General features: G+C 38.0%; 19 protein-coding genes. 5 read left to right on the top strand and 14 right to left on the bottom strand.

The features are described from left to right. Positions 1-55 precede the first annotated feature (55 nt). The 4 genes from HMPREF9096_RS04870 (at position 56) to HMPREF9096_RS04885 (ending at position 5,207) form a co-directional block, all read left to right on the top strand. Positions 56-1,906, top strand: coding sequence for a TRAP transporter large permease subunit (locus HMPREF9096_RS04870; protein WP_009500372.1), 1,851 nt, complete (start codon positions 56-58; stop codon positions 1,904-1,906). Positions 1,907-2,029: 123 nt separating this feature from the next. Next, positions 2,030-3,157: an N-acetylneuraminate epimerase gene (locus tag HMPREF9096_RS04875; RefSeq protein ID WP_032803379.1), complete on the top strand. Its 1,128-nt coding sequence runs from the start codon at positions 2,030-2,032 to the stop codon at positions 3,155-3,157. Positions 3,158-3,245: 88 nt separating this feature from the next. Continuing rightward, on the top strand, positions 3,246-4,709 hold the full coding sequence (gene nagE, locus HMPREF9096_RS04880) for an N-acetylglucosamine-specific PTS transporter subunit IIBC (protein WP_009500370.1): 1,464 nt from the start codon (positions 3,246-3,248) through the stop codon (positions 4,707-4,709). 63 nt (positions 4,710-4,772) lie between these two features. Then, positions 4,773-5,207, top strand: coding sequence for an isoprenylcysteine carboxylmethyltransferase family protein (locus tag HMPREF9096_RS04885; protein ID WP_032803378.1), 435 nt, complete (start codon positions 4,773-4,775; stop codon positions 5,205-5,207). Between the two features lie 42 nt (positions 5,208-5,249). On the opposite strand, the gene hflC is transcribed toward HMPREF9096_RS04885, so the two are convergent. From hflC to yceD, 14 genes are all read right to left on the bottom strand, one after another. Further along, positions 5,250-6,137 (bottom strand): protease modulator HflC, encoded by an 888-nt coding sequence (gene hflC, locus HMPREF9096_RS04890; RefSeq protein WP_009500368.1) that lies wholly within the window; start codon positions 6,135-6,137, stop codon positions 5,250-5,252. After that, a complete protein-coding gene (hflK, locus tag HMPREF9096_RS04895) occupies positions 6,137-7,372 on the bottom strand; it encodes an FtsH protease activity modulator HflK (RefSeq protein WP_032803377.1) in 1,236 nt (411 codons plus the stop codon). Before hflK ends, hflC begins: the two co-directional genes overlap by 1 nt. Positions 7,373-7,834: 462 nt before the next feature. Beyond that, on the bottom strand, positions 7,835-8,131 hold the full coding sequence (locus HMPREF9096_RS04900; RefSeq protein WP_032803375.1) for a hypothetical protein: 297 nt from the start codon (positions 8,129-8,131) through the stop codon (positions 7,835-7,837). Positions 8,132-8,193: 62 nt separating this feature from the next. Beyond that, entirely contained in the window at positions 8,194-8,637 is a 444-nt protein-coding gene (gene cdiI, locus HMPREF9096_RS04905; protein ID WP_009500365.1) for a ribonuclease toxin immunity protein CdiI, read from the bottom strand. Then, positions 8,621-8,878: a hypothetical protein gene (locus HMPREF9096_RS04910; protein WP_009500364.1), complete on the bottom strand. Its 258-nt coding sequence runs from the start codon at positions 8,876-8,878 to the stop codon at positions 8,621-8,623. Before HMPREF9096_RS04910 ends, cdiI begins: the two co-directional genes overlap by 17 nt. 135 nt (positions 8,879-9,013) lie before the next feature. Further along, a complete protein-coding gene (locus HMPREF9096_RS04915) occupies positions 9,014-9,721 on the bottom strand; it encodes a 4'-phosphopantetheinyl transferase superfamily protein (protein ID WP_009500363.1) in 708 nt (235 codons plus the stop codon). Positions 9,722-9,781: 60 nt separating this feature from the next. Beyond that, a complete protein-coding gene (locus HMPREF9096_RS04920; protein WP_032803373.1) occupies positions 9,782-11,113 on the bottom strand; it encodes an anaerobic C4-dicarboxylate transporter in 1,332 nt (443 codons plus the stop codon). Positions 11,114-11,318: 205 nt separating this feature from the next. Continuing rightward, positions 11,319-11,549, bottom strand: a complete 231-nt coding sequence (acpP, locus tag HMPREF9096_RS04925; RefSeq protein ID WP_005627318.1) for an acyl carrier protein — start codon at positions 11,547-11,549, stop codon at positions 11,319-11,321. Between the two features lie 272 nt (positions 11,550-11,821). Then, complete coding sequence (gene fabG, locus HMPREF9096_RS04930) at positions 11,822-12,550, bottom strand: 3-oxoacyl-ACP reductase FabG (protein WP_005627320.1); 729 nt, start codon at positions 12,548-12,550, stop codon at positions 11,822-11,824. A 12-nt stretch (positions 12,551-12,562) separates the two neighbouring features. Further along, on the bottom strand, positions 12,563-13,501 hold the full coding sequence (gene fabD / locus HMPREF9096_RS04935; RefSeq protein ID WP_009500360.1) for an ACP S-malonyltransferase: 939 nt from the start codon (positions 13,499-13,501) through the stop codon (positions 12,563-12,565). Positions 13,502-14,128: 627 nt separating this feature from the next. Next, a complete protein-coding gene (locus HMPREF9096_RS04940) occupies positions 14,129-15,079 on the bottom strand; it encodes a beta-ketoacyl-ACP synthase III (RefSeq protein ID WP_009500357.1) in 951 nt (316 codons plus the stop codon). Positions 15,080-15,099: 20 nt separating this feature from the next. Then, positions 15,100-16,119, bottom strand: a complete 1,020-nt coding sequence (gene plsX / locus HMPREF9096_RS04945; RefSeq protein WP_032803371.1) for a phosphate acyltransferase PlsX — start codon at positions 16,117-16,119, stop codon at positions 15,100-15,102. A gap of 21 nt (positions 16,120-16,140) precedes the next feature. Beyond that, positions 16,141-16,311 carry a 50S ribosomal protein L32 gene (gene rpmF / locus HMPREF9096_RS04950; RefSeq protein ID WP_005544470.1) on the bottom strand — a complete coding sequence of 57 codons (171 nt, stop codon included), beginning with the start codon at positions 16,309-16,311 and terminating at the stop codon, positions 16,141-16,143. A gap of 22 nt (positions 16,312-16,333) precedes the next feature. Next, a complete protein-coding gene (gene yceD / locus HMPREF9096_RS04955; RefSeq protein WP_005633285.1) occupies positions 16,334-16,858 on the bottom strand; it encodes a 23S rRNA accumulation protein YceD in 525 nt (174 codons plus the stop codon). 363 nt (positions 16,859-17,221) lie between these two features. Here yceD and HMPREF9096_RS04960 point away from each other — a divergent pair, with 363 nt between their 5' ends. Further along, the gene (locus tag HMPREF9096_RS04960) at positions 17,222-20,020 is read left to right on the top strand and encodes an autotransporter outer membrane beta-barrel domain-containing protein (RefSeq protein WP_009500354.1); all 2,799 of its coding nucleotides are present in this window, start codon (positions 17,222-17,224) and stop codon (positions 20,018-20,020) included. Positions 20,021-20,130 lie beyond the last annotated feature (110 nt).

The following is a 20,130-nucleotide window of genomic DNA, read 5'->3' as shown; positions in this document are numbered from 1 at the left end:
CCAGCAATTTGGTTGGCGCACTCATTTTCGTTCTCCACAATCTCCGGAGTGAAGTATGAAATTTTTTAACAAACTTGAAGAATGGATTGGCGGCGCGCTATTCCTTGTGATCTTCGGTATTCTTGTTGCTCAAATCCTATTCCGCCAAGCTTTCCACTCGCCGTTAATTTGGAGTGAAGAACTCGCTAAACTATTGTTTGTATATGTAGGTATGCTCGGTATTAGCGTGGCTATCCGCAAACAAGAACACGTTTACATCGACTTCTTAACCAATTTAATGCCTGCTTCTATCAAAAAAGTAACAAACTCTTTTGTACAGTTTGTCATTTTCCTTGGCATTATTTTCTTTATCCATTTTGGTATTAAAACATTCCTTGGTGCTGATTTCCCTATTGATGCGTTAGGTGGAATTTCAGAGAAATGGATTTATGCTTCTCTACCGTTCATTTCTATCCTAATGTTAGTGCGCTTCTTCCAAGCACAAGCAGATAATTTTAAAGAAGATAAAAGCTATTTACCAGCGACATTCTTCATTGTAAGTGCGGTCATTTTATTAGGCATTTTATTTACGTTCCCAGAGTGGTACAAAGTATTACGCATTACAGAATATGTGAAATTTGGTTCTAACTCTGTATACGTTGCCCTAATATTCTGGCTAGTTATTATGTTCCTTGGTGTGCCGGTAGGTTGGTCATTATTCATCACCACATTACTCTATTTCTCAATGACCAGATGGAACGTGGTAAACGCAGCAGCTGAAAAACTGACCATGAGTTTAGATAGTTTCTCATTACTTGCTGTGCCGTTTTATATCCTAACTGGTATTTTAATGAATACTGGCGGTATCACAGAACGTATCTTTAATTTCGCGAAAGCCTTACTCGGTCACTACACTGGTGGTATGGGTCATGTAAATATTGGCGCAAGTTTATTGTTCTCAGGTATGTCTGGTTCTGCACTTGCTGATGCGGGTGGCTTAGGTCAGTTAGAAATCAAGGCTATGCGCGATGCAGGTTATGATGATGATATTTGTGGTGGTATCACTGCGGCATCTTGTATCATCGGCCCATTAGTTCCACCAAGTATCGCCATGATTATTTACGGTGTAATCGCCAACGAATCCATTGCGAAACTCTTCGTTGCAGGTTTTGTACCTGGCGTACTTGTAACGATTGCTTTGATGATCATGAACTACTACGTATCCAAAAAACGTGGTTATCCAAGAACACCAAAAGTAACTCGTGAAGAACTTTGCACATCATTCAAAAAAGCATTCTGGGCAATCTTAACTCCATTACTCATTATCGGCGGTATCTTCTCTGGCTTATTTAGTCCAACAGAATCTGCCGTTGTTGCTGCGACTTATTCCGTAATCATAGGTAAATTCGTTTATAAAGAATTAACCATGAAAATGCTCTTTAATAGCTGCGTTGAAGCAATGGCGATTACGGGTGTGGTTGCATTAATGATTATGACTGTGACCTTCTTCGGAGATATGATCGCACGTGAACAAGTTGCAATGCGTATAGCAGATGTATTCGTTGCCGTAGCTGATTCTCCACTTATGGTATTAGTCATGATCAATGCTCTCTTGCTCTTCTTAGGTATGTTCATTGATGCATTAGCATTGCAATTCTTAGTGTTACCAATGTTAATTCCAATCGCAATGCAATTTAATATCGACTTAGTATTCTTCGGTGTAATGACTACTTTGAATATGATGATCGGTATCTTAACACCGCCAATGGGAATGGCTCTCTTTGTGGTGGCGCGTGTGGGTAATATGTCAGTATCCACTGTAACGAAAGGTGTATTGCCGTTCTTAATACCGATATTCTTAACATTAGTATTAATTACGATTTTCCCACAAATCATTACTTTTGTACCAAATCTATTGATGTCTTAACACTAAAGTGCGGTTAAAAAAAGCAAAGCTTTTATAACCGCACTTTTTTTATAAAATCAATCCTATTCAATGCGGTTTTATGAATAGCAAACCATAAACATAACTTAATAAATGAGGTTTATTATGACATTGACAAAAACAGCATTATGCGCCGCACTTTTTGCAACTGTTGCATTTTCAGCTAGCGCACAAGCCTATCCAGATTTACCAGTAGGCATCAAAAGCGGAACTGGCGCACTCATCGGTGATACCGTATATGTAGGCTTAGGTTCGGGTGGCAATAAATTCTATTCTTTAGACTTAAAAGATCCTGCTGCACAATGGAAAGAAATTGCCGCATTCCCTGGTGGTGAACGTAATCAACCTGTTGCAGCAGCCGTAGATGGAAAACTTTATGTATTCGGTGGTTTGCAAAAAAATGAAAAAGGCGAACTTCAACTTGTTAATGATGCTTACAGCTACAACCCAGCTGATAATACTTGGGTGAAACTTTCTACTCGCTCTCCGCGTGGATTAGTCGGTTCAAGCAGCGCATCTCACGGTGATAAAGTTTATATTTTAGGTGGTTCTAACCTCTCTATATTTAATGGTTTCTTCCAAGACACCGTGGCAGCAGGTGAAGATAAAGCGAAAAAAGATGAAATCGCAGCAGCTTATTTTGATCAACGTCCAGAAGATTATTTCTTCACAACAGAATTATTGAGCTATGAACCATCAACCAATAAATGGCGCAATGAAGGTCGTATTCCATTCTCTGGTCGTGCTGGTGCGGCATTCACCATCCAAGGTAATGACTTAGTGGTTGTTAATGGTGAAGTGAAACCAGGTCTTCGTACCGCAGAAACTCATCAAGGTAAATTCACAGCTAAAGGTGTGCAATGGAAAAACTTACCTGACTTACCTGCACCAAAAGGTAAATCACAAGATGGTTTAGCTGGTGCTCTCGCAGGCTACAGCCATGGCCATTATTTAGTTACGGGTGGAGCTAACTTCCCTGGTTCAATTAAACAATTCAAGGAAGGCAAACTTCATGCGCATAAAGGTTTAACCAAAACATGGCATAACGAAGTTTATACTTTAAATAATGGTAAATGGAGTATCGTTGGTGAATTACCAATGAATATTGGCTATGGTTTCTCTGTGTCTTACAACAATAAAGTATTGCTCATCGGTGGTGAAACTGACGGTGGTAAAGCGTTAACCAGCGTTAAAGCCATTAGCTACGATGGTAAAAAATTGACCGTTGAATAATTTGGCATAGAATAATGTATAAGGCTTGAGGCAAAGAATGGGCTCAAGCCTTTTGATTTCATCAAAATATAAAAATTAAGGAGATTATATGAGTGTACTTAGTTACGCACAAAAAATCGGTCAAGCCTTAATGGTGCCTGTGGCAGCCTTACCTGCTGCAGCATTATTAATGGGTATTGGCTATTGGATCGACCCAGATGGTTGGGGTGCAAACAGTCAATTAGCGGCATTATTAATTAAATCTGGTGCAGCAATTATTGACAACATGGGGTTACTCTTTGCTGTGGGTGTTGCTTTTGGTCTAGCAAAAGACAAACACGGCTCCGCCGCACTTTCAGGTCTTGTGGGTTTCTACGTAGTAACCACCCTGCTTTCCCCTGCTGGTGTAGCACAATTACAACACATTGATATTAGTGAAGTGCCTGCCGCATTCAAAAAAATTAATAACCAATTTATCGGGATTTTAATTGGTGTGATTTCAGCTGAACTTTACAACCGGTTCTATCAAGTTGAATTACCAAAAGCACTTTCGTTCTTTAGCGGAAAACGCCTCGTCCCAATTTTGGTTTCTTTCGTGATGATCGCTGTATCATTTGCCTTACTCTATATTTGGCCTCATATTTTTAACGCGCTCGTTTCATTTGGTGAATCGATCAAAGATTTAGGTGCGGTAGGTGCAGGCATCTACGGTTTCTTCAACCGCTTATTAATTCCTATTGGCTTACACCATGCCTTAAACTCCGTATTCTGGTTTGATGTAGCGGGTATCAACGATATTCCAAACTTCTTGGGCGGCGCTAAATCTATTGCCGAAGGCACTGCAACTGTGGGGTTAACTGGTATGTATCAAGCTGGTTTCTTCCCAGTGATGATGTTTGGTTTACCAGGTGCTGCTCTTGCGATTTATCACTGTGCAAAACCAAATCAAAAAGTACAAGTGGCCTCCATTATGCTTGCGGGTGCGTTAGCCTCTTTCTTTACAGGGATCACCGAACCACTTGAATTCTCATTCATGTTCGTTGCGCCTGTGCTTTATGTATTGCATGCATTATTAACAGGTATCTCTGTATTCATTGCAGCCACAATGCACTGGATTGCAGGCTTCGGCTTTAGTGCTGGTTTAGTGGATATGGTACTTTCTAGCCGTAACCCACTTGCCGTTAGCTGGTATATGTTACTTGTACAAGGTATTGTATTTTTTGCTATCTATTATTTTGTGTTCCGTTTTGCAATTAATGCCTTTAATCTCAAAACACTAGGACGTGAAGATAAAGCAGAAACAGCTGCAGCCCCAACACAAAGCAACCAATCTCGCGAAGAAAGAGCGGTAAAATTTATCGCGGCTTTAGGTGGTTCAGAAAACTTCAAAACTGTGGATGCTTGCATCACTCGTTTACGCTTAACTTTAGTTGATCATCACAATATTAATGAAGATCAACTTAAAGCACTTGGTTCAAAAGGTAATGTAAAATTAGGTAATGATGGATTACAAGTCATTTTAGGTCCTGAAGCTGAACTTGTAGCAGAAGCGATTAAAGCAAAATTAAAATAAATTTTGACCGCACTTTACATGCCGTCTATCAATAGGCGGCATTTTTATTAATGAGATTTAATAATGTTATTTATTCCACCACCACTACTCTGTTTATTAATTGGCTCTTCAATGTATTTTTTGCCAAAAGTAGCTAGTTATTCTGTCCATTTTGCAGTTATTGTCTTTGTCATTACTCTTTCATTTTTGATTGCAGGGGGCAGTGTGCTTCAGTTTTTTATACGCAAAACGACTATCAATCCTCATGACTTTAAACACACAACACAATTAGTTTCTACAGGCATATTTCGATTTAGCCGTAATCCAATGTATTTAAGTTTGCTGTTAATGTTAATTGCTTGGTCTCTTTGGTTAGGTAATAGTTTGGCTTGGTTAGGCGTAATTGTCTTTATACTAGTTATGAATCGCTTTCAAATAGCCCGAGAAGAAGCCTATTTGGAAAGTAAATTTGGCGATGAATACCGTCATTACAAACAAAAAGTAAGACGCTGGCTATAAAAAAACACCTTCACAAAGAAGGTGTTTTTATCAATTCTAAATCTATTTCTTCGGTGCCTGCATAAAGCGGAAGAAATCACTATCTGGTTTTAAAATCATCATATTGTCAGAGCTTGCAAAACTCGCTTCATAGGCTTTTAAGCTACGTACAAAAGTAAAGAATTGAGGCTCTTGTGCAAAAGCATCTGAATATAATTTTGCCGCTGCTGCATCACCTGAGCCTCGTAATTCTTGTGCAGTTTTATTTGCATTAGCAAGAATCAACGTCACTTTACGATCTACGTCAGCTTGGATAAATGCTGCTTTTTCTTTACCTTGAGAACGGTGTTCACGCGCGACTGCATCACGTTCTGCACGCATACGTTGATAAATTGAAGAAGAGACTTCGTCCGGTAAATTGATTTGTTTTACACGCACATCAATCACTTCAATACCCAATTCTGCCGTACTATCTTGCCCTGAATTTAAAGCTTTTTTAGCCCCTTCCATTAATTCACCACGCGTACCAGAAACGATATCTTTAATGGTTCTTGTACCAATTTCAGAACGCAAACGGTCATTTACTTTACGGCTTAACAAGCTTGAAGCTTGAGTATAATCTCCACCACCAGTAGATGTGTAGAATCGACCAAAATCACTAATCTTCCATTTCACATAAGAATCTACTAGCAAGTCTTTTTTCTCAACAGTAACAAAACGTGTTGCTGAACCATCTAAAGTACGAATACGTGCATCTAAAACTTTAATGCTATCAATCAAAGGCACTTTAAAATGCAAGCCTGGTTCATAGACAACCACCTTATTATCTGCATCACGTTGTACTTTGTTGAATCGCAACATAATACCGCGAGTACCTTCCGTCACGACCACGACACTGGAATACAACACTGCTGCAATCACGAAAATAGCTGGTAATAAAAATTTACGCATTAGTTAAATCTCCCTTGGCGAATCGGCTCAACAGTGCTTGGTAGTTGGCTTGAAGAATGATTAATACGCTCTGGCTGTGATAAAACAGGTGCAGATTCTACCGCTCTTTCTGTTACGACTGGCGCTTTAGCTGATACTTTTTTACCCATAATTTGTTCTAAGGGTAACACAGTTAAATTGTTACCATTATTGCCATCAAGCATCACTTTTGGGGTATTTGCCATGACTTTTTCCATGGTTTGAATATATAAACGCTCACGCAGTAAATCTGGCGCAGCTTTAAATTCAGGCAACAAACGCTGCAAACGTTCCACTTCGCCTCGTGCATCTAACACGATACGATCTTTATAAGCTGTCGCTTCTTCAATAATACGTTGTGCATCACCACGCGCAATCGGCTCTTTCTCTCGGGCATAGGCTTCCGCTTCACGAATGAAACGCTGTTCATCTTCCTGCGCTTTAATCGCATCATCAAAGGCATCTTTTACTTCTTCAGGTGGGCGCGCAGATTGGAAGTTCACATCAATAACCTCAAGTCCCATATCATAGGATTTGATAATGTCATTTAATGCTTTCCACGTATCTTCACGAACAACCGCACGACCTGTTGTTAAAATATCATTCATTGACATATGGCCGATCACATAACGCAATGCACTGTCAGTCGCTTGACCTAAACTGTCATCAGCATTCGTCACGCTAAAACGATATTTAGCAGGATCTTGTACGCGATATTGCACGGTCATTTCCACACGAACCATATTTTCATCTTTAGTAAGCATTGAACCTTGCGTACGAAGCTCTTTAACTTGCTCTACATTCACCGGCAATACTTTATCTACAAATGTTGGTTTCCAGTTCAAACCCGGTTGAACAATAGAATGTAATTCACCAAAACGAAGCACCACACCACGCTCAGCCTCTTTAATGGTGTAGAAACCACTTACGCCCCAAATAATCGCACCAATGGCAACAGCAAGCGGCACCACTTTTCCAAAATTAAATGGCGTACTGTTTTGAGAACTACCATTGTTTTGACCGCTCTTTTTATTTCCACCACCTAATTTTCTAAGAAGGTTATTAAAAATCTCCTCAATATCTGGCGGAGATTGTTCTTGATTCCCACGATTTTGATTGTTATTCCATCCATTATTATTGGATGAATTTCCCGGCTGTTGGTCGTTGCTTTGCCCTGGTTTGCTCCAAGGATCGCGATCTGAACCGTTCTGTGACATTTCATTCTCCATTTGTCAAAAAATTGTTAAGAGTTTAGCTAAATAAATGGGGCGCGTCTATGAAAATGCAAGAGGAGATAACCATTAATTTCGCCTCACTTTTAAGTTATGCCCCTTAGGCGCGGAGATTTTTTCCGTTAGCGTTGGATAGCTTTTACTGTTTGCTATCGTAGCAGTTACTGCCTTAACAGATTTTTAAATTAAGATTGCCTTTAATAGCAATACGTACATTTTCAGAAAAAGCGATGTTAATTCTCATCACAGCTTAGGTGTCTTGCTCTCTCGTGATATTTCCGTAGAAAATCGGGTGTGCTTACGCGAAGTTGGATGTGGAATTATAAGATTTGCTTAAAGATAAACAGCTCTAAAAATACAAAAAGTGCGGTCAATTTTTGAGAGGTTCAAAAACTCTTTAAAAATTAGCCGCGCTTGATATATCCAAGCTATAAAAACAGATTTTCACTAATCATCATTAAATAAAATCTCCATAAATTCAAAAAAATCTTTTTCTGATACTTCCTCAGGAGAAATCATTTTGTTATATATAATATCTATATCCCTATTTTCTAATTTATATATTTCCAATCCTACCCAATGACTACTCCAGAGCTCAATAGTTGCTGTTTTTTTATTTGAATATAAGTCAAATCTAGTTAAATAACCAAAATCTCCCTCTTTCTCAAAATCAACTTGAACAACTCCGAATTTTTCAATCACCCTAGGATAAACAAAATTTTCAAAAAATTTATATATATTCATTATTTTTTCTAGCACTCTTATATTATTAACTTACATATAAAAACAGACATAAATTTTGACTTTTATTTCATCTTTGATGGTTCCCAGTTGTTTAAAATATCATAAATAAACGCTACATATTCTTTTTCAGGATGTAATTCCAAAAAACGTTCACATGCTTTTTTAAAATACATAAAACAGATTTCTTCAGATACATGAACCTGATATCTAGGATCACATAGGCCTCCAATCTCAAACCTTACCCCTTCAAAGTGATCTTCTGGAAAAGGACTATTCATATCAGGGTAATAGCAATCTGCTCCCTCCTCACAGAATCCATCCTTTTCTACTAAAACAGAATAGATAGCTTTTAAAAAATCACCCTCATGATAAACAATATTAAAGTAGGTTTTTATACTAGACTCAGGTTCATCTAAGCTACCTGTTCCACCATAAAAAAAATTTGAAGGGCTACGAGAATCTTCTCCTTTAGCTGTATATAAGGGAATACTATTCTGGGTGTACATTTGTTACTCCTTTAGTATCTTTATCAATATAATAACGAAATTTTATCCCATTAATTTGCTGGGAATCTTGATAATTTTTTAAATAATCATTACTTGCTTTAACACTACTAACATATCCTTTAGCTACAGCCTTTTGCCCCATTTCAAGCATCTCATGATCTGAGAATTTGATAAGAAGACTGCCTGCGGTATCGTTTTGTGCTGCCGCTTGTAATGCCGCCGTCACCGCTCGAATCGCCATGCTTTTTTCACTACCTATGCCGTAAGCATCATCAATCCCTTTTTTAATGAGACTAATTTGTTTACTGATTTCTTGCGCTTAGTCACTATTTTTACAGCTCGTTACGGTGAGGTTTTAAATATAATAATAGTCACTCTAGTTCACATGATAAAAACTGAATTCTTGTAGTATTTTAAGTTGCAATCGCTCGCCACTCCACTCATAAAAGTGCGGTAATTTTTCTTGATGATTGACAAAAGCGGCTAAATAAACAGGGAGTTCGTCAGTAAACCACAATTTCCCCTGCGGGCAATAATCTGAAAAAATTTTTTGTTGTTCAGGAAAATGACGAACATTGGATAATTTTACGATCCCAAATCCTTGAGATTTCAATACAGCTTCTCGCAAACACCAACAACGATAAAAAGCCTTCAAAGAATTCTGCTGATGATGAAACCAATCAATTTCTTCTTTTGGTGCAATATGTTCCATCAACGCCGTAAAATTTCTTATTTTAGGAAATTCAATATCAATTCCAACCGCACTTTTTTCTTCATTTCTAATATCTAATATTACCGCCACCCAATCACCAGAATGGCTAATATTAAAATCTATTCGCTCATCAAGAAAATAAGGTCTGCCACTTTCAGTACGATGAATTTGAGATAAAAGTGCGGTAGATTTTCCTGATATTTTTAAAAGTTGAAAAAGTAATAAATGAGCAAGCCGACGGCACTGATGACGCTGAAATACACGGGAGCTATCCGTTTCAATTTGATATAGATTTTCTGGAATCAGTTCATCGGGTAAGGATTCCAAAGAAAAAGGTTGATTTATATTGCCGTAGGCGATGTAGGTTGTCATAAAAATAAAAGCACCATTCAAAGGTGCTTTTATATTAAAAGGATTTAGTTTGTGTGTAAATTATCGAATCACTAATTCCGCCACAGAAACACCGACCAAGCAAGCAACAATAACCCCAATTAAACCTGGCACCATGAAACTGTGGTTAAAATAATATTTACCAATTTTTGTTGTACCTGTTACGTCAAAGTTTACAGTGGCAATGTCTGACGGATAATTTGGGATGAAGAAATACGCATAAGTTGCAGGCATTAAACCAACCAAGATTGGCGCAGGAATACCTAAACCAATACCAACAGGTAATAACATGACTGCAGTCGCAGCTTGGCTGTTAATTACGACAGAAACTGCAAATAATGCTAACGCGAATGTCCAAGGATAAGTTTGAACCATATCAGTAATCGCGGCTTTAAATTCTGGCATTGCATATTGGAAGTAAGTATCGCTCATCCAAGCAATACCATAAATCGCAATCGCTGCCACCATACCCGACTTAAATACCACGCCATTTGGCACGATTTGAGGATTCGTTTTCGTTGCAAGTAAAATCACACCGCCAAAGCAAAGCATCATCATTTGGATGATTAGCGACATAGAAATTGCTTTTCCGCTACCGATAGTACGAATTTCAGGAATCATCGCAATTGCGACAATCACCACCAATGCTAATAAGAACAAATAAACTGATTTTTTAGCGCCTTGTGGAAGGGCTTCATTCAATGTTGTGCTTGTTGTATTTAAAATACGTTCACGCCATACTGGATCTTGTAAACGACGTTGATATTCAGGATCTTGTTCTAACTCTTTACCACGACGCATACTATATAAAGAAAGCGCTATCGTACCCGCTAAGGTTGCTGGAACAGTCACACAAATAATATCTAACAAACTAATATGCTCAAAACCAGGCATTGCAGTAATTTTACCTAGATAGAAGACAACAGCTGCAGAGAGTGGGCTAGATGTGATAGCTAATTGAGATGCCACCGAAGACGCTGCCATTGGGCGCTCTGGACGGATTTTGTTTTTCAATGCAACATCACCGATGATTGGCATAATTGTGTAAACAGAGTGACCTGTACCAAGCATAAACGTTAATAAATACACGACTAATGGGCCTAGCAAAGTTACACGTTTTGGGTTTTTACGGAGAATACGTTCGGCAATTTGTAACATAAATTTCAAACCGCCTGCAGCTTCAAGTACGGATGCACAAGTCACCACCGCAAGAATGATGAGCATTACATCAATCGGTGCTTTCCCCACTGGCATACGGAATACGAAAACTTCGATAGCAAGACCGATACCAGACACGACACCTAAACCGATACCGCCGTAACGGCTTCCCATATAAAGCATTAATAATAAGAATAAAAATTCTAAATAAAGCATAAGTACCTCAAAAATAAAAAACTGCAAAAATAATACCTTTTTTGAGGAATAAAACTAGATATTTTTTAAATTTTAGACCAAGAATTGAATTAAAAGGCAATTCAGATCAATTTTACAATGCAGGAATAAGGGAAAAGTGCGGTGATTTTAGAAAGAAATTTTTGAAAAAAAAATTAGGCGACTTAAAAAGTCGCCCAACTTGAAATTATTGATTGTTTTGCACGTAGTCAATCGCAGATTGAACAGTTGTGATTTTTTCAGCTTCTTCATCTGGAATTTCGATATCGAATTCTTCTTCTAAAGCCATTACTAATTCAACTGTGTCTAAAGAGTCCGCACCTAAATCTTCAACGAAAGAAGCTTCAGATTTAACATCTTCTTCTTTAACACCTAATTGTTCAACGATGATTTTTTTCACGCGTTCTTCAATACTCATTTGTTTTTCCTATTTTGTTGGTTTTAACTCATAAAAGAGCGGTTAGTGTATGTATTTTTTATCAACTTGCAACTATTTTATAGGCTGGTCGCACCACAAAATGGGCAATCTGAATACACACATTAAAAATAGTTACGTACCTTTGCATACGCTCAAGGCGTAACCAAGCTACACTGCGAATGGGATTCTAACATTATCTAAAATCTTTGGCTATGATTTTGTGTTTAGAACGCCACTCAAGTCTAAATAAAGAGAAACGCTGATTTTCAGCATTAGCTCATATATAAACCACCATTTACATGCAACGTTGTGCCTGTAATGTAAGCCGCATCATCAGAAGCTAAGAAAGCAACGGCTTTAGCAATATCTTTAGCTTCGCCTAAACGACCTGCTGGAACATTAGATAAAATACCCGCTTTTTGTTCATCAGTAAGGACTTCTGTCATATCCGTTGCAATAAAACCAGGTGCAACCACATTTACAGTAATACCACGTGCAGCTACTTCTTTCGCTAAAGATTTAGAAAAACCAATCACACCCGCTTTTGCTGCACAATAGTTAGCTTGTCCTGGATTACCCATTGAACCCACCACTGAGCCAATATTGATGATACGACCAAAACGTTTTTTCATCATTGAACGTAACATGGCTTTAGAAAGATGATATACCGAAGTTAAGTTAGTTTGCATAATATCAAACCACTCATCATCTTTCATACGCATCAATAAATTATCGCGAGTAATACCTGCGTTATTCACGAGAATATCAATATCGCCAAAATCATTTTTAATTTGTTCAAGTAAAGTTTCAATAGATTCTTTATCCGTTACGTTTAAAACTAAACCTTTACCTTTGTCTCCTAAATATGCAGAAATTGCTTCTGCACCTTTTTCAGATGTTGCAGTACCAATTACAAACGCACCTTTTGAGCTAAGTTCTTCTGCAATCGCACGACCGATACCACGAGTAGCCCCTGTCACTAAAGCAATTTTACCTTGCATTTTTTCTTCCTTTTACTCTAAAAATTCTTCTACAGCATTGAATGATGCAACATCATTTACTGATATTGCCTGTAAATCACCCACAATGCGTTTAGTTAAACCATTTAATACTTTACCTGGTCCCACTTCAACAAGCGCTTGAACACCATCTTGCGCCATTTTTTCAACTGTTTCAGTCCAACGAACTGGGCTATATAACTGACGAACAAGTGCGGTACGAATTTCTGCACCTTCAGTTTCCGCTTTCACATCAACGTTATTTAATACCGATGTTGTTGGTGTATTGATTTGAATATTCTCAAGTGTTACCGCTAATTGCTCGGCTGCTGGTTTCATCAAGGCACAATGAGAAGGCACACTCACAGCTAACGGCAATGCACGTTTTGCGCCTGCTTCTTTACATAATGCAGCCGCGCGCTCAACTACAGCTTTCGCGCCAGCGATAACGACTTGGCCTGGTGAGTTAAAGTTCACAGCAGATACAACTTCACCTTCTTCCGCTTGTTTACAAGCATTAATAATCGCTTCATTATCCAAACCAATAATCGCATACATTGCGCCAGTGCCTTCAGGCACAGCTTGTTGCATTAGTTTTCCGCGCAATTCCACTAATTTAATCGCATCTTGGAAATCCAACACGCCAGCACAAACTAAGGCAGAATACTCACCTAAGCTATGGCCTGCCATCACCTCTGGTTTTAATTGAGGAAATTTTTCTTGCCATACACGATAAATAGCGACTGAAGCTGCCAAAAGTGCGGGCTGAGTTTGCCAAGTTTTATTAAGTTCTTCAGCAGGGCCTTGTTGAATAAGATGCCATAAATCATATCCAAGCACATCAGATGCTTGTTTAAATGTTTCAGTAACGATTGGATATTCAGTGGCAAGATCAGCAAGCATACCGACAGTTTGGGAGCCTTGACCTGGGAAGACCATTGCGAATTTTTTCATTATGTTTTGTCCTATTGTTTTTTAATTGAGAATTCTTCTTCGGTAATTAAAATCGGATTTCGCCGACGGCGACTTACTTTTTCTTTGCCTCGCCAAAGAAAAAGTAAGCAAAAAGAAAAGCGTCCCTGCTTTTCCTTATTTCCTTTGTTCCATTGAATTTGCTTAACGGAAATTTTCTGAACTCGCTGCGCTCAAACAGACGAAAATTTCCTACAAATTCAATTACACAAAGGTGGAAAAGAAGGGAACCCAATTTGTTCTTTCTCCGATTTAAAGTGCGGTCAAAACTCAAAATATTTTTTGTTCTTAAAATGAATTCAAAATTAACCGCACTTTTTAAATAATGCTCCGATAAATTCGAGGCCCCATATAAATCGCCTTTGCGACTTTCAATTTTTAGGCAATTTGCGTCTGTTTGAGCGCAGCGAGTTCAGCAAATTGCCGTTAAGAAAATTGAAACAAAGCAAAGAACAGCGATTTAACTGGGGCGTGTTTTCTTTGCCTACTTTCTTTTACACGAGTAAAAGAAAGTAGGTCGCCATCAGGCGAAACCTGACAATAAAATACCAAAAGTGCGGTCAAAATTAACCGCACTCTTTAAACAGCTTACATATTCTAACAAACTAATTAGAAGCGTACTAATGCTGAACCCCAAGTCCAACCACCGCCAAAGGCTTCTAATAATAGTAACTGCCCACGTTGAATACGACCATCTCGAACAGCCTCATCTAAAGCGACAGGCACAGTTGCTGCACTGTTGTTAGCGTATTTATCTAACGTTACCACCACTTGCGACATATCCATTTCTAATTTTTTAGCTGTCGCTGTAATAATACGTAAATTTGCTTGGTGTGGCACAAGCCAGTCTAAATCTTTTTTATCTAAATTATTTGCTAAAAGTGTTTCTTCCACCACATTTGAAAGTTCACGAACCGCAAGTTTAAACGTCTCATTTCCTTGCATTTCGATATAACCTGATTTTTCTACACCACGTTCAGGTTGAGCTAAAACAAGGGCATTATGTTTATCTGCTGAAGCATGTAAATGAGTAGAAATAATCCCTTCTTGCTCACTCGCTTCAAGAATGACTGCTCCTGCACCATCACCAAATAGTACAACAGTGCTGCGATCAGTTTCATCTAATTTACGAGAATTGAGATCTGAGCCTATCACTAAGGCTTTTTTCACCTTACCGGCACGAATAAATTGATCTGCCACGCTCAATGCATAGACAAATCCAGTGCAAGCTGCTGCCAAATCAAAAGAAATCGCATCATCGATATTTAATAAACCTTGCACTTGGCAAGCCGCACTTGGATAAGCGTGTGAGTGACTTGTAGTGGCAACAATAATCAGTTCAATATCTTGAGGATTAATTTGAGCAGCTTCGATCGCATTTTTTGCCGCTTCAAATCCCATTGTTGCAACAGTTTCATCTGCCGCTGCGATACGACGTTCACGAATACCGGAACGAGTGACAATCCATTCATCTGATGTATCAACCATTTTTTCCAATTCCGCATTTGTGCGGATGTAGCTTGGTAAATAACTACCAGTAGATAAAATTCTGCTATTCATAATAAATAAAAATTAAGTCATTAATAACGAGCAAGCCCAACCAATATTTTTTCTGGAAGTTGCTGGCGAGCTTGGAAAGCGGCATCAGCAATAGCATGTGCAAAAGCATTCACATTTGCGCTACCGTGGCTTTTTACCACCACAGCTTTTAAGCCAATAAGTGATGCGCCATTATATTCATCAGGGTTAATTCGTTTCAAGCGTTTATAGCGTTGTTTAAATACAAAGCGAAAAAGCCAAGCAAGAATGGGCTTTATAAAACGTGAATTCGCTTTATCTTTAAACAAAGATAACAAATTTCTCACCGCCCCTTCTAAGGTTTTCAAGGCCACATTGCCTGCAAATCCATCACTCACAATCACGTCGGCTTTCCCATTCAGTAAAACATCACCTTCGATAAATCCGACATAATTAAGTACGGTTGATTTTTGCAGTAAATTTGCGGCATCACGAATAGATTGATGGCCTTTGATTTCTTCAATACCTATATTTAATAATCCAATTCTCGGATACACCAAATTAAGTCGAGCTTCAGCAAAAATTGCGCCCATTATAGCAAATTGATAAAGATTTTCCGCACTACACTCAATATTTGCACCAAGATCCAACATCACTGATTTTTCACCATCAATGGTCAGTACCTGAGAAATCAATGCAGGGCGTGCAATGCCTTGTAAAGGCTGCAATAAAATCTTCGACAATCCCATTAATGCCGCTGTATTGCCCGCACTGACACAACCTTGCGCTTCGCCACGTTGTACAAATTCTAATGCTAAACGCATTGATGTACCTTTACTATGACGCAACGCATAAGATATGCCTTGATTATTTTCGATAACACTTGAGCAATGTTGAACTTGTATTCGTTCTAAAACTGACTGAGAACACTTATTGAGAAGAGGAGAAATTTGTTGACTATCGCCAAAGAGGATTAAAGAAAGCTCAGAATCATTTTCCAATGCTAAAAGGGATGCAGGGATAGTAATACGGGGACCAATGTCCCCGCCCATCACATCTAACGCCAAGGTTAGACGAGTCAAGTGAATACCTATAAGTAAAAATTACTTATTGATCACTTTACGACCACGGTAGTAACCGTCTGCAGTTACGTGGTGGCGTAAGTGAGTTTCACCGCTTGCTTTATCCACTGATACTGCAGCAGTAGTTAACGCATCGTGTGAACGACGCATGTCACGACGTGAACGAGATTTTTTATTTTGTTGAACAGCCATTGGCCATACTCCTAAATTTAATTTACTTTTGCTTTAAATTAGCTAATACAGCGAACGGGTTCGGTTTTTTTGCCAATTCGTCAGGCAATTCGCCAAAAACCTGTTCCTGCGCGGACACTTCACAGTGTTCAGATGAATGCATTGGTACAAGCGGCAAAGCTAAAATTAGCTCATCTTCCACCGTGCCAATTAAATCTATTTCGCCAAACTCATTGAACTCGATTGGCTCATAAATTTCCGGCAATACATCAGCTTGATCCCAATTAGCCACTGGACTATAAGTAAACTCACATTCCAATGTTTGTTTGTAAGGCTCGTTACAACGCTGACATTCTAATTCAACATCAACTTGCACTTTACCTTTCATCACTACTAATTTTTGTGGATCAATATAAAACGATAATGTTACCTGTGCATCGCTGAGCACGTTTACCACTGATTCCGCCAAACGCTCAAGCTGATTAGCAGCATAATAGCCAACATAATCAAGCCGTCTTTGAGCATCTTTTACCGGATCAACGGTTAGGGGTAGTTTTACCTTTTGCATAGGGCGTGAATATTACCTGTTGTTGCGAAGATAGTCAAAGGGAAATCGATAAATTTCTCAAATTTACACGAGAGCAAATTTTATTTGCTTTCAATTCAGATAAATTAGTTTCATCCTTAATTTTATGTACACTTTTTTATGTGTTGTTAATCTGGACAAAATTTGATCTCAATCTATTCACCACTAAAAAAGCGCCCCAAATCACTCAAAAAAAAAAACAATTTGAGTTCAAAAATTAATCAAGTATAGGTATAATCAGGCGATTAGGTAGAATCCTATAACAAAAAATGAAGTTAAAACACTCCGCACTTTTAATTTCATCTGTAAATAAAAACAACGAATCATTATAAAAATAAGGTTATTATGAAAAATCAAAAAATATTACTACTTGTTCTTTTAGCTCCTCTAATCGCACAAGGAAATGTCTTTGAAAAGCCAAACTATACCTTAGTGTATGCAAAAGCAGGGGAAATCACATCATATACCTATGATGCAGCTACTGCAAATAAACCTTTAAACTCCCTTATCATTGCAACTCATGGTGGCAGCAATAACATTACTATAAAAGGGAAGTTAGGGGATAATCCTACGGTTCCTGCACCAAGTACGTTTGAGACACATAACATTGTGCGTGATATCACAGAAGGAGACTATAAGCTTACCTATCTAAGCAGTGACAAGAAATCGACTGGCACCGTGTCAATCGCTGATGGAAGTACGGAAGGAAATAATACGATTACTTTTGAGAATGTCACTATCGATAATCATGCTGCCGCTACGGGTATACAGACTCACGATCAAATCAAGAGTAAGATAGGACGTGGTTTATCTCCTGCATTGCTGACTTTCAAAGGCGTTAATACCATAAATACCCATTTGGATGATGACAAATTGACTAAGGCTGAGAAAGAACAATCAAATGGTATTCAACTATTCAATAATAGTTCCAGAGTAGGGGAGTACCATGTTCGTTCAGAAAAGGGCTCTACATTGAATATCGATGTGAAGTCAGGTACACACTATTCTCGTGGGATTGCTATTAATCATTATAACAATACGACTGGTTCAACCAATATTGATACAGCATATCCAACGAAAACCATGATGGAATACGATGGTGATGTGAATATCAAGGTAGAGAGAAACGGTCATATGAATGCTGAAAATTATGGAGTTGTCTTATCTGCTCGGTCTAATAAAAGGAATAGAGGTCATATTCCTGATGATTCTAAAATGGAAGTCACATTTCGGGGAAATCTTAATATCGATGTGACGCCTGTATATGATGACAAGGGGAATCCTAAGAGTATTGGAGATGCTATAAATGTAACTGGAAAAAACAGCAAAGTTGATATTGTTGGTGAACCAGACAAGATTGTTCAAATCAAGGGGGATATTCATGCCTATAATAGTGGTGTGGTCAATGTTAATTTAGGTAATAAAAACTCCTATTTTGAAGGTGAAGCGCATATTGGGAAACAAGCTTATACATCTAAGCAAAACCTGTTTGATGAAACAGTAGATGCAGATGATAATGTAATGCTCAATAATACAAGAGACATTGAGCGTAAAAAGAAACAAATTGATTCTTGGACAAAAAGTTTAAATAAACCCACAGTAAGTGAAAAGTTAAAAGAAAAACTCAAAAAACAGATTGCTGATACGGAAGCTGAGATTCAGCGAAGTAAAGAATTTTTTGATGAAAATGGTATTATCAAAAATGATGTCATCGATAATACGAAAAATGCTATTAATCTAACCATGAGTAATGGGGCTCGTTGGAAAGTAACAAATGATTCTATGATAAAAGAACTAGACCTATCGAAAGGTGCTGTTGTAGAGTTCGGTGATGATAAAAAATTCGTCAATGTGTCCGTAAAAAACTTAAAAGGCGATGCAGGCACCTTAAAAATGTATGGTGATATACTCAGACGTGAATCAGATCAATTGATTACCAGAAAAAGCAGTGAAGGAACGCATATTATTGAATATGAAGATAAAGATAAAGATAAAGCGACTGCGAAAACGACAGGAAAGGAATACCTTAAACTTGTTGAAAATAGAGGCGATGAAAAAGATAACAAAGCGATTTATAAACTGAATGTCCGCTGTACCGAACAAGGGGCCTACTGTTTTTCTATAGGTGAATCTACAGATTCTAGAATAGCCGATATTAAGGCTGACAATAAACACGATTTCTATCTTCATCCTGCTACTTTGAGTTCATGGGCTCAGGCTGCAGTGGTGTTGAATGATTTAATCTATCAATCTAATTTAACTTTAACTGAAAGTTTACATCAACGTTTAGGAGAGGTTCATTTCAATAAAGAGATTGTTAAACAACAAAATGTTTGGGTTAAATCTCTTGGTGGCGAATATGTCGGAACAGAAACTGTGAAAGTGAGAGGATACACAAATCGTTATCGTGGATTAAAAGCAGGTTATGATTGGATTAAAGCAAGAGGAAATTGGATTAATTACAACGGGCTCTCATTTGGATACATCAATTCAACTGCACGATTGAATACATTTGGTGGAAAAATTCATATTTATGGTAAAGAGTTAGGTTTATATTCTGCTTGGCTAAACAAAGAAAACGATCTGTATTTGGATTTTTGGGCAAAAGCTATTAGATATCGTGGTGGCTATAATGTAATTAATTATTCAAATAAAGACATTACCTCTCCAAACATCATGGCGTCTACATACATTTTTTCTTCTGAAATGGGGAAACGTTTTAACCTAAGCCAAAATGCTGAACGTGTTATTTATTTCCAACCAGAAGCACAATTAAGTTATCACGCTACGAATGGCTATTCATTTAAAACCTCACATGATGCAAGCGTTAAAACAGAAAGAATGCGTAGTTTAGTGGGGCGAATCGGCTTTCGTGCAGGGCTAGATTATTTCAATGAAAAAAATCTACATCCTTATGTCAAGCTAATGTATGAAAGAGAATTTTTAGGTGAAATGCAACACACATTTAATGAAGTTGCAGTTGAGAAATTCAGTAATAAAGGGAGTTGGTGGGTTTATGGTTTTGGGCTCTCTTATATGAATAAAGCGAAAAATACGCAACTCTATTTCGAGGCACAACGTTCTTCAACGCATAACTTTAAACAAAATTGGCAAGCTCATCTTGGTGTGAGATACTTGTTCTAATTAATACGCCACAATGGCACACGCTTTCAACGTGTGCCAATTTTTTTATCTTGATTATTTCCCCCAATCATCAAAAAAGTTGGCACATTGATAAAAATTGCTATAATCAC

Origin of the sequence: Haemophilus sp. oral taxon 851 str. F0397 (assembly GCF_000242295.1) — a bacterium.
Taxonomy (GTDB): domain Bacteria; phylum Pseudomonadota; class Gammaproteobacteria; order Enterobacterales; family Pasteurellaceae; genus Haemophilus.
Note: the sequence above shows the minus strand (reverse complement) of the source record. Positions and strands in the feature narration are given on the sequence as shown.

Excerpts from the sequence above, each read along its gene's own strand:
- HMPREF9096_RS04885 (WP_032803378.1), top strand. The coding sequence starts at position 4,773 with ATGTTATTTATTCCACCACCACTACTCTGTTTATTAATTGGCTCTTCA.
- cdiI (WP_009500365.1), bottom strand. The coding sequence starts at position 8,637 with ATGTACACCCAGAATAGTATTCCCTTATATACAGCTAAAGGAGAAGAT.
- hflC (WP_009500368.1), bottom strand. The coding sequence starts at position 6,137 with ATGCGTAAATTTTTATTACCAGCTATTTTCGTGATTGCAGCAGTGTTG.
- HMPREF9096_RS04875 (WP_032803379.1), top strand. The coding sequence starts at position 2,030 with ATGACATTGACAAAAACAGCATTATGCGCCGCACTTTTTGCAACTGTT.
- fabG (WP_005627320.1), bottom strand. The coding sequence starts at position 12,550 with ATGCAAGGTAAAATTGCTTTAGTGACAGGGGCTACTCGTGGTATCGGT.
- rpmF (WP_005544470.1), bottom strand. The coding sequence starts at position 16,311 with ATGGCTGTTCAACAAAATAAAAAATCTCGTTCACGTCGTGACATGCGT.
- hflK (WP_032803377.1), bottom strand. The coding sequence starts at position 7,372 with ATGTCACAGAACGGTTCAGATCGCGATCCTTGGAGCAAACCAGGGCAA.
- fabD (WP_009500360.1), bottom strand. The coding sequence starts at position 13,501 with ATGAAAAAATTCGCAATGGTCTTCCCAGGTCAAGGCTCCCAAACTGTC.
- HMPREF9096_RS04940 (WP_009500357.1), bottom strand. The coding sequence starts at position 15,079 with ATGAATAGCAGAATTTTATCTACTGGTAGTTATTTACCAAGCTACATC.
- nagE (WP_009500370.1), top strand. The coding sequence starts at position 3,246 with ATGAGTGTACTTAGTTACGCACAAAAAATCGGTCAAGCCTTAATGGTG.
- HMPREF9096_RS04960 (WP_009500354.1), top strand. The coding sequence starts at position 17,222 with ATGAAAAATCAAAAAATATTACTACTTGTTCTTTTAGCTCCTCTAATC.
- HMPREF9096_RS04920 (WP_032803373.1), bottom strand. The coding sequence starts at position 11,113 with ATGCTTTATTTAGAATTTTTATTCTTATTATTAATGCTTTATATGGGA.
- HMPREF9096_RS04900 (WP_032803375.1), bottom strand. The coding sequence starts at position 8,131 with ATGAATATATATAAATTTTTTGAAAATTTTGTTTATCCTAGGGTGATT.
- HMPREF9096_RS04910 (WP_009500364.1), bottom strand. The coding sequence starts at position 8,878 with ATGGCGATTCGAGCGGTGACGGCGGCATTACAAGCGGCAGCACAAAAC.
- yceD (WP_005633285.1), bottom strand. The coding sequence starts at position 16,858 with ATGCAAAAGGTAAAACTACCCCTAACCGTTGATCCGGTAAAAGATGCT.
- acpP (WP_005627318.1), bottom strand. The coding sequence starts at position 11,549 with ATGAGTATTGAAGAACGCGTGAAAAAAATCATCGTTGAACAATTAGGT.
- HMPREF9096_RS04870 (WP_009500372.1), top strand. The coding sequence starts at position 56 with ATGAAATTTTTTAACAAACTTGAAGAATGGATTGGCGGCGCGCTATTC.
- HMPREF9096_RS04915 (WP_009500363.1), bottom strand. The coding sequence starts at position 9,721 with ATGACAACCTACATCGCCTACGGCAATATAAATCAACCTTTTTCTTTG.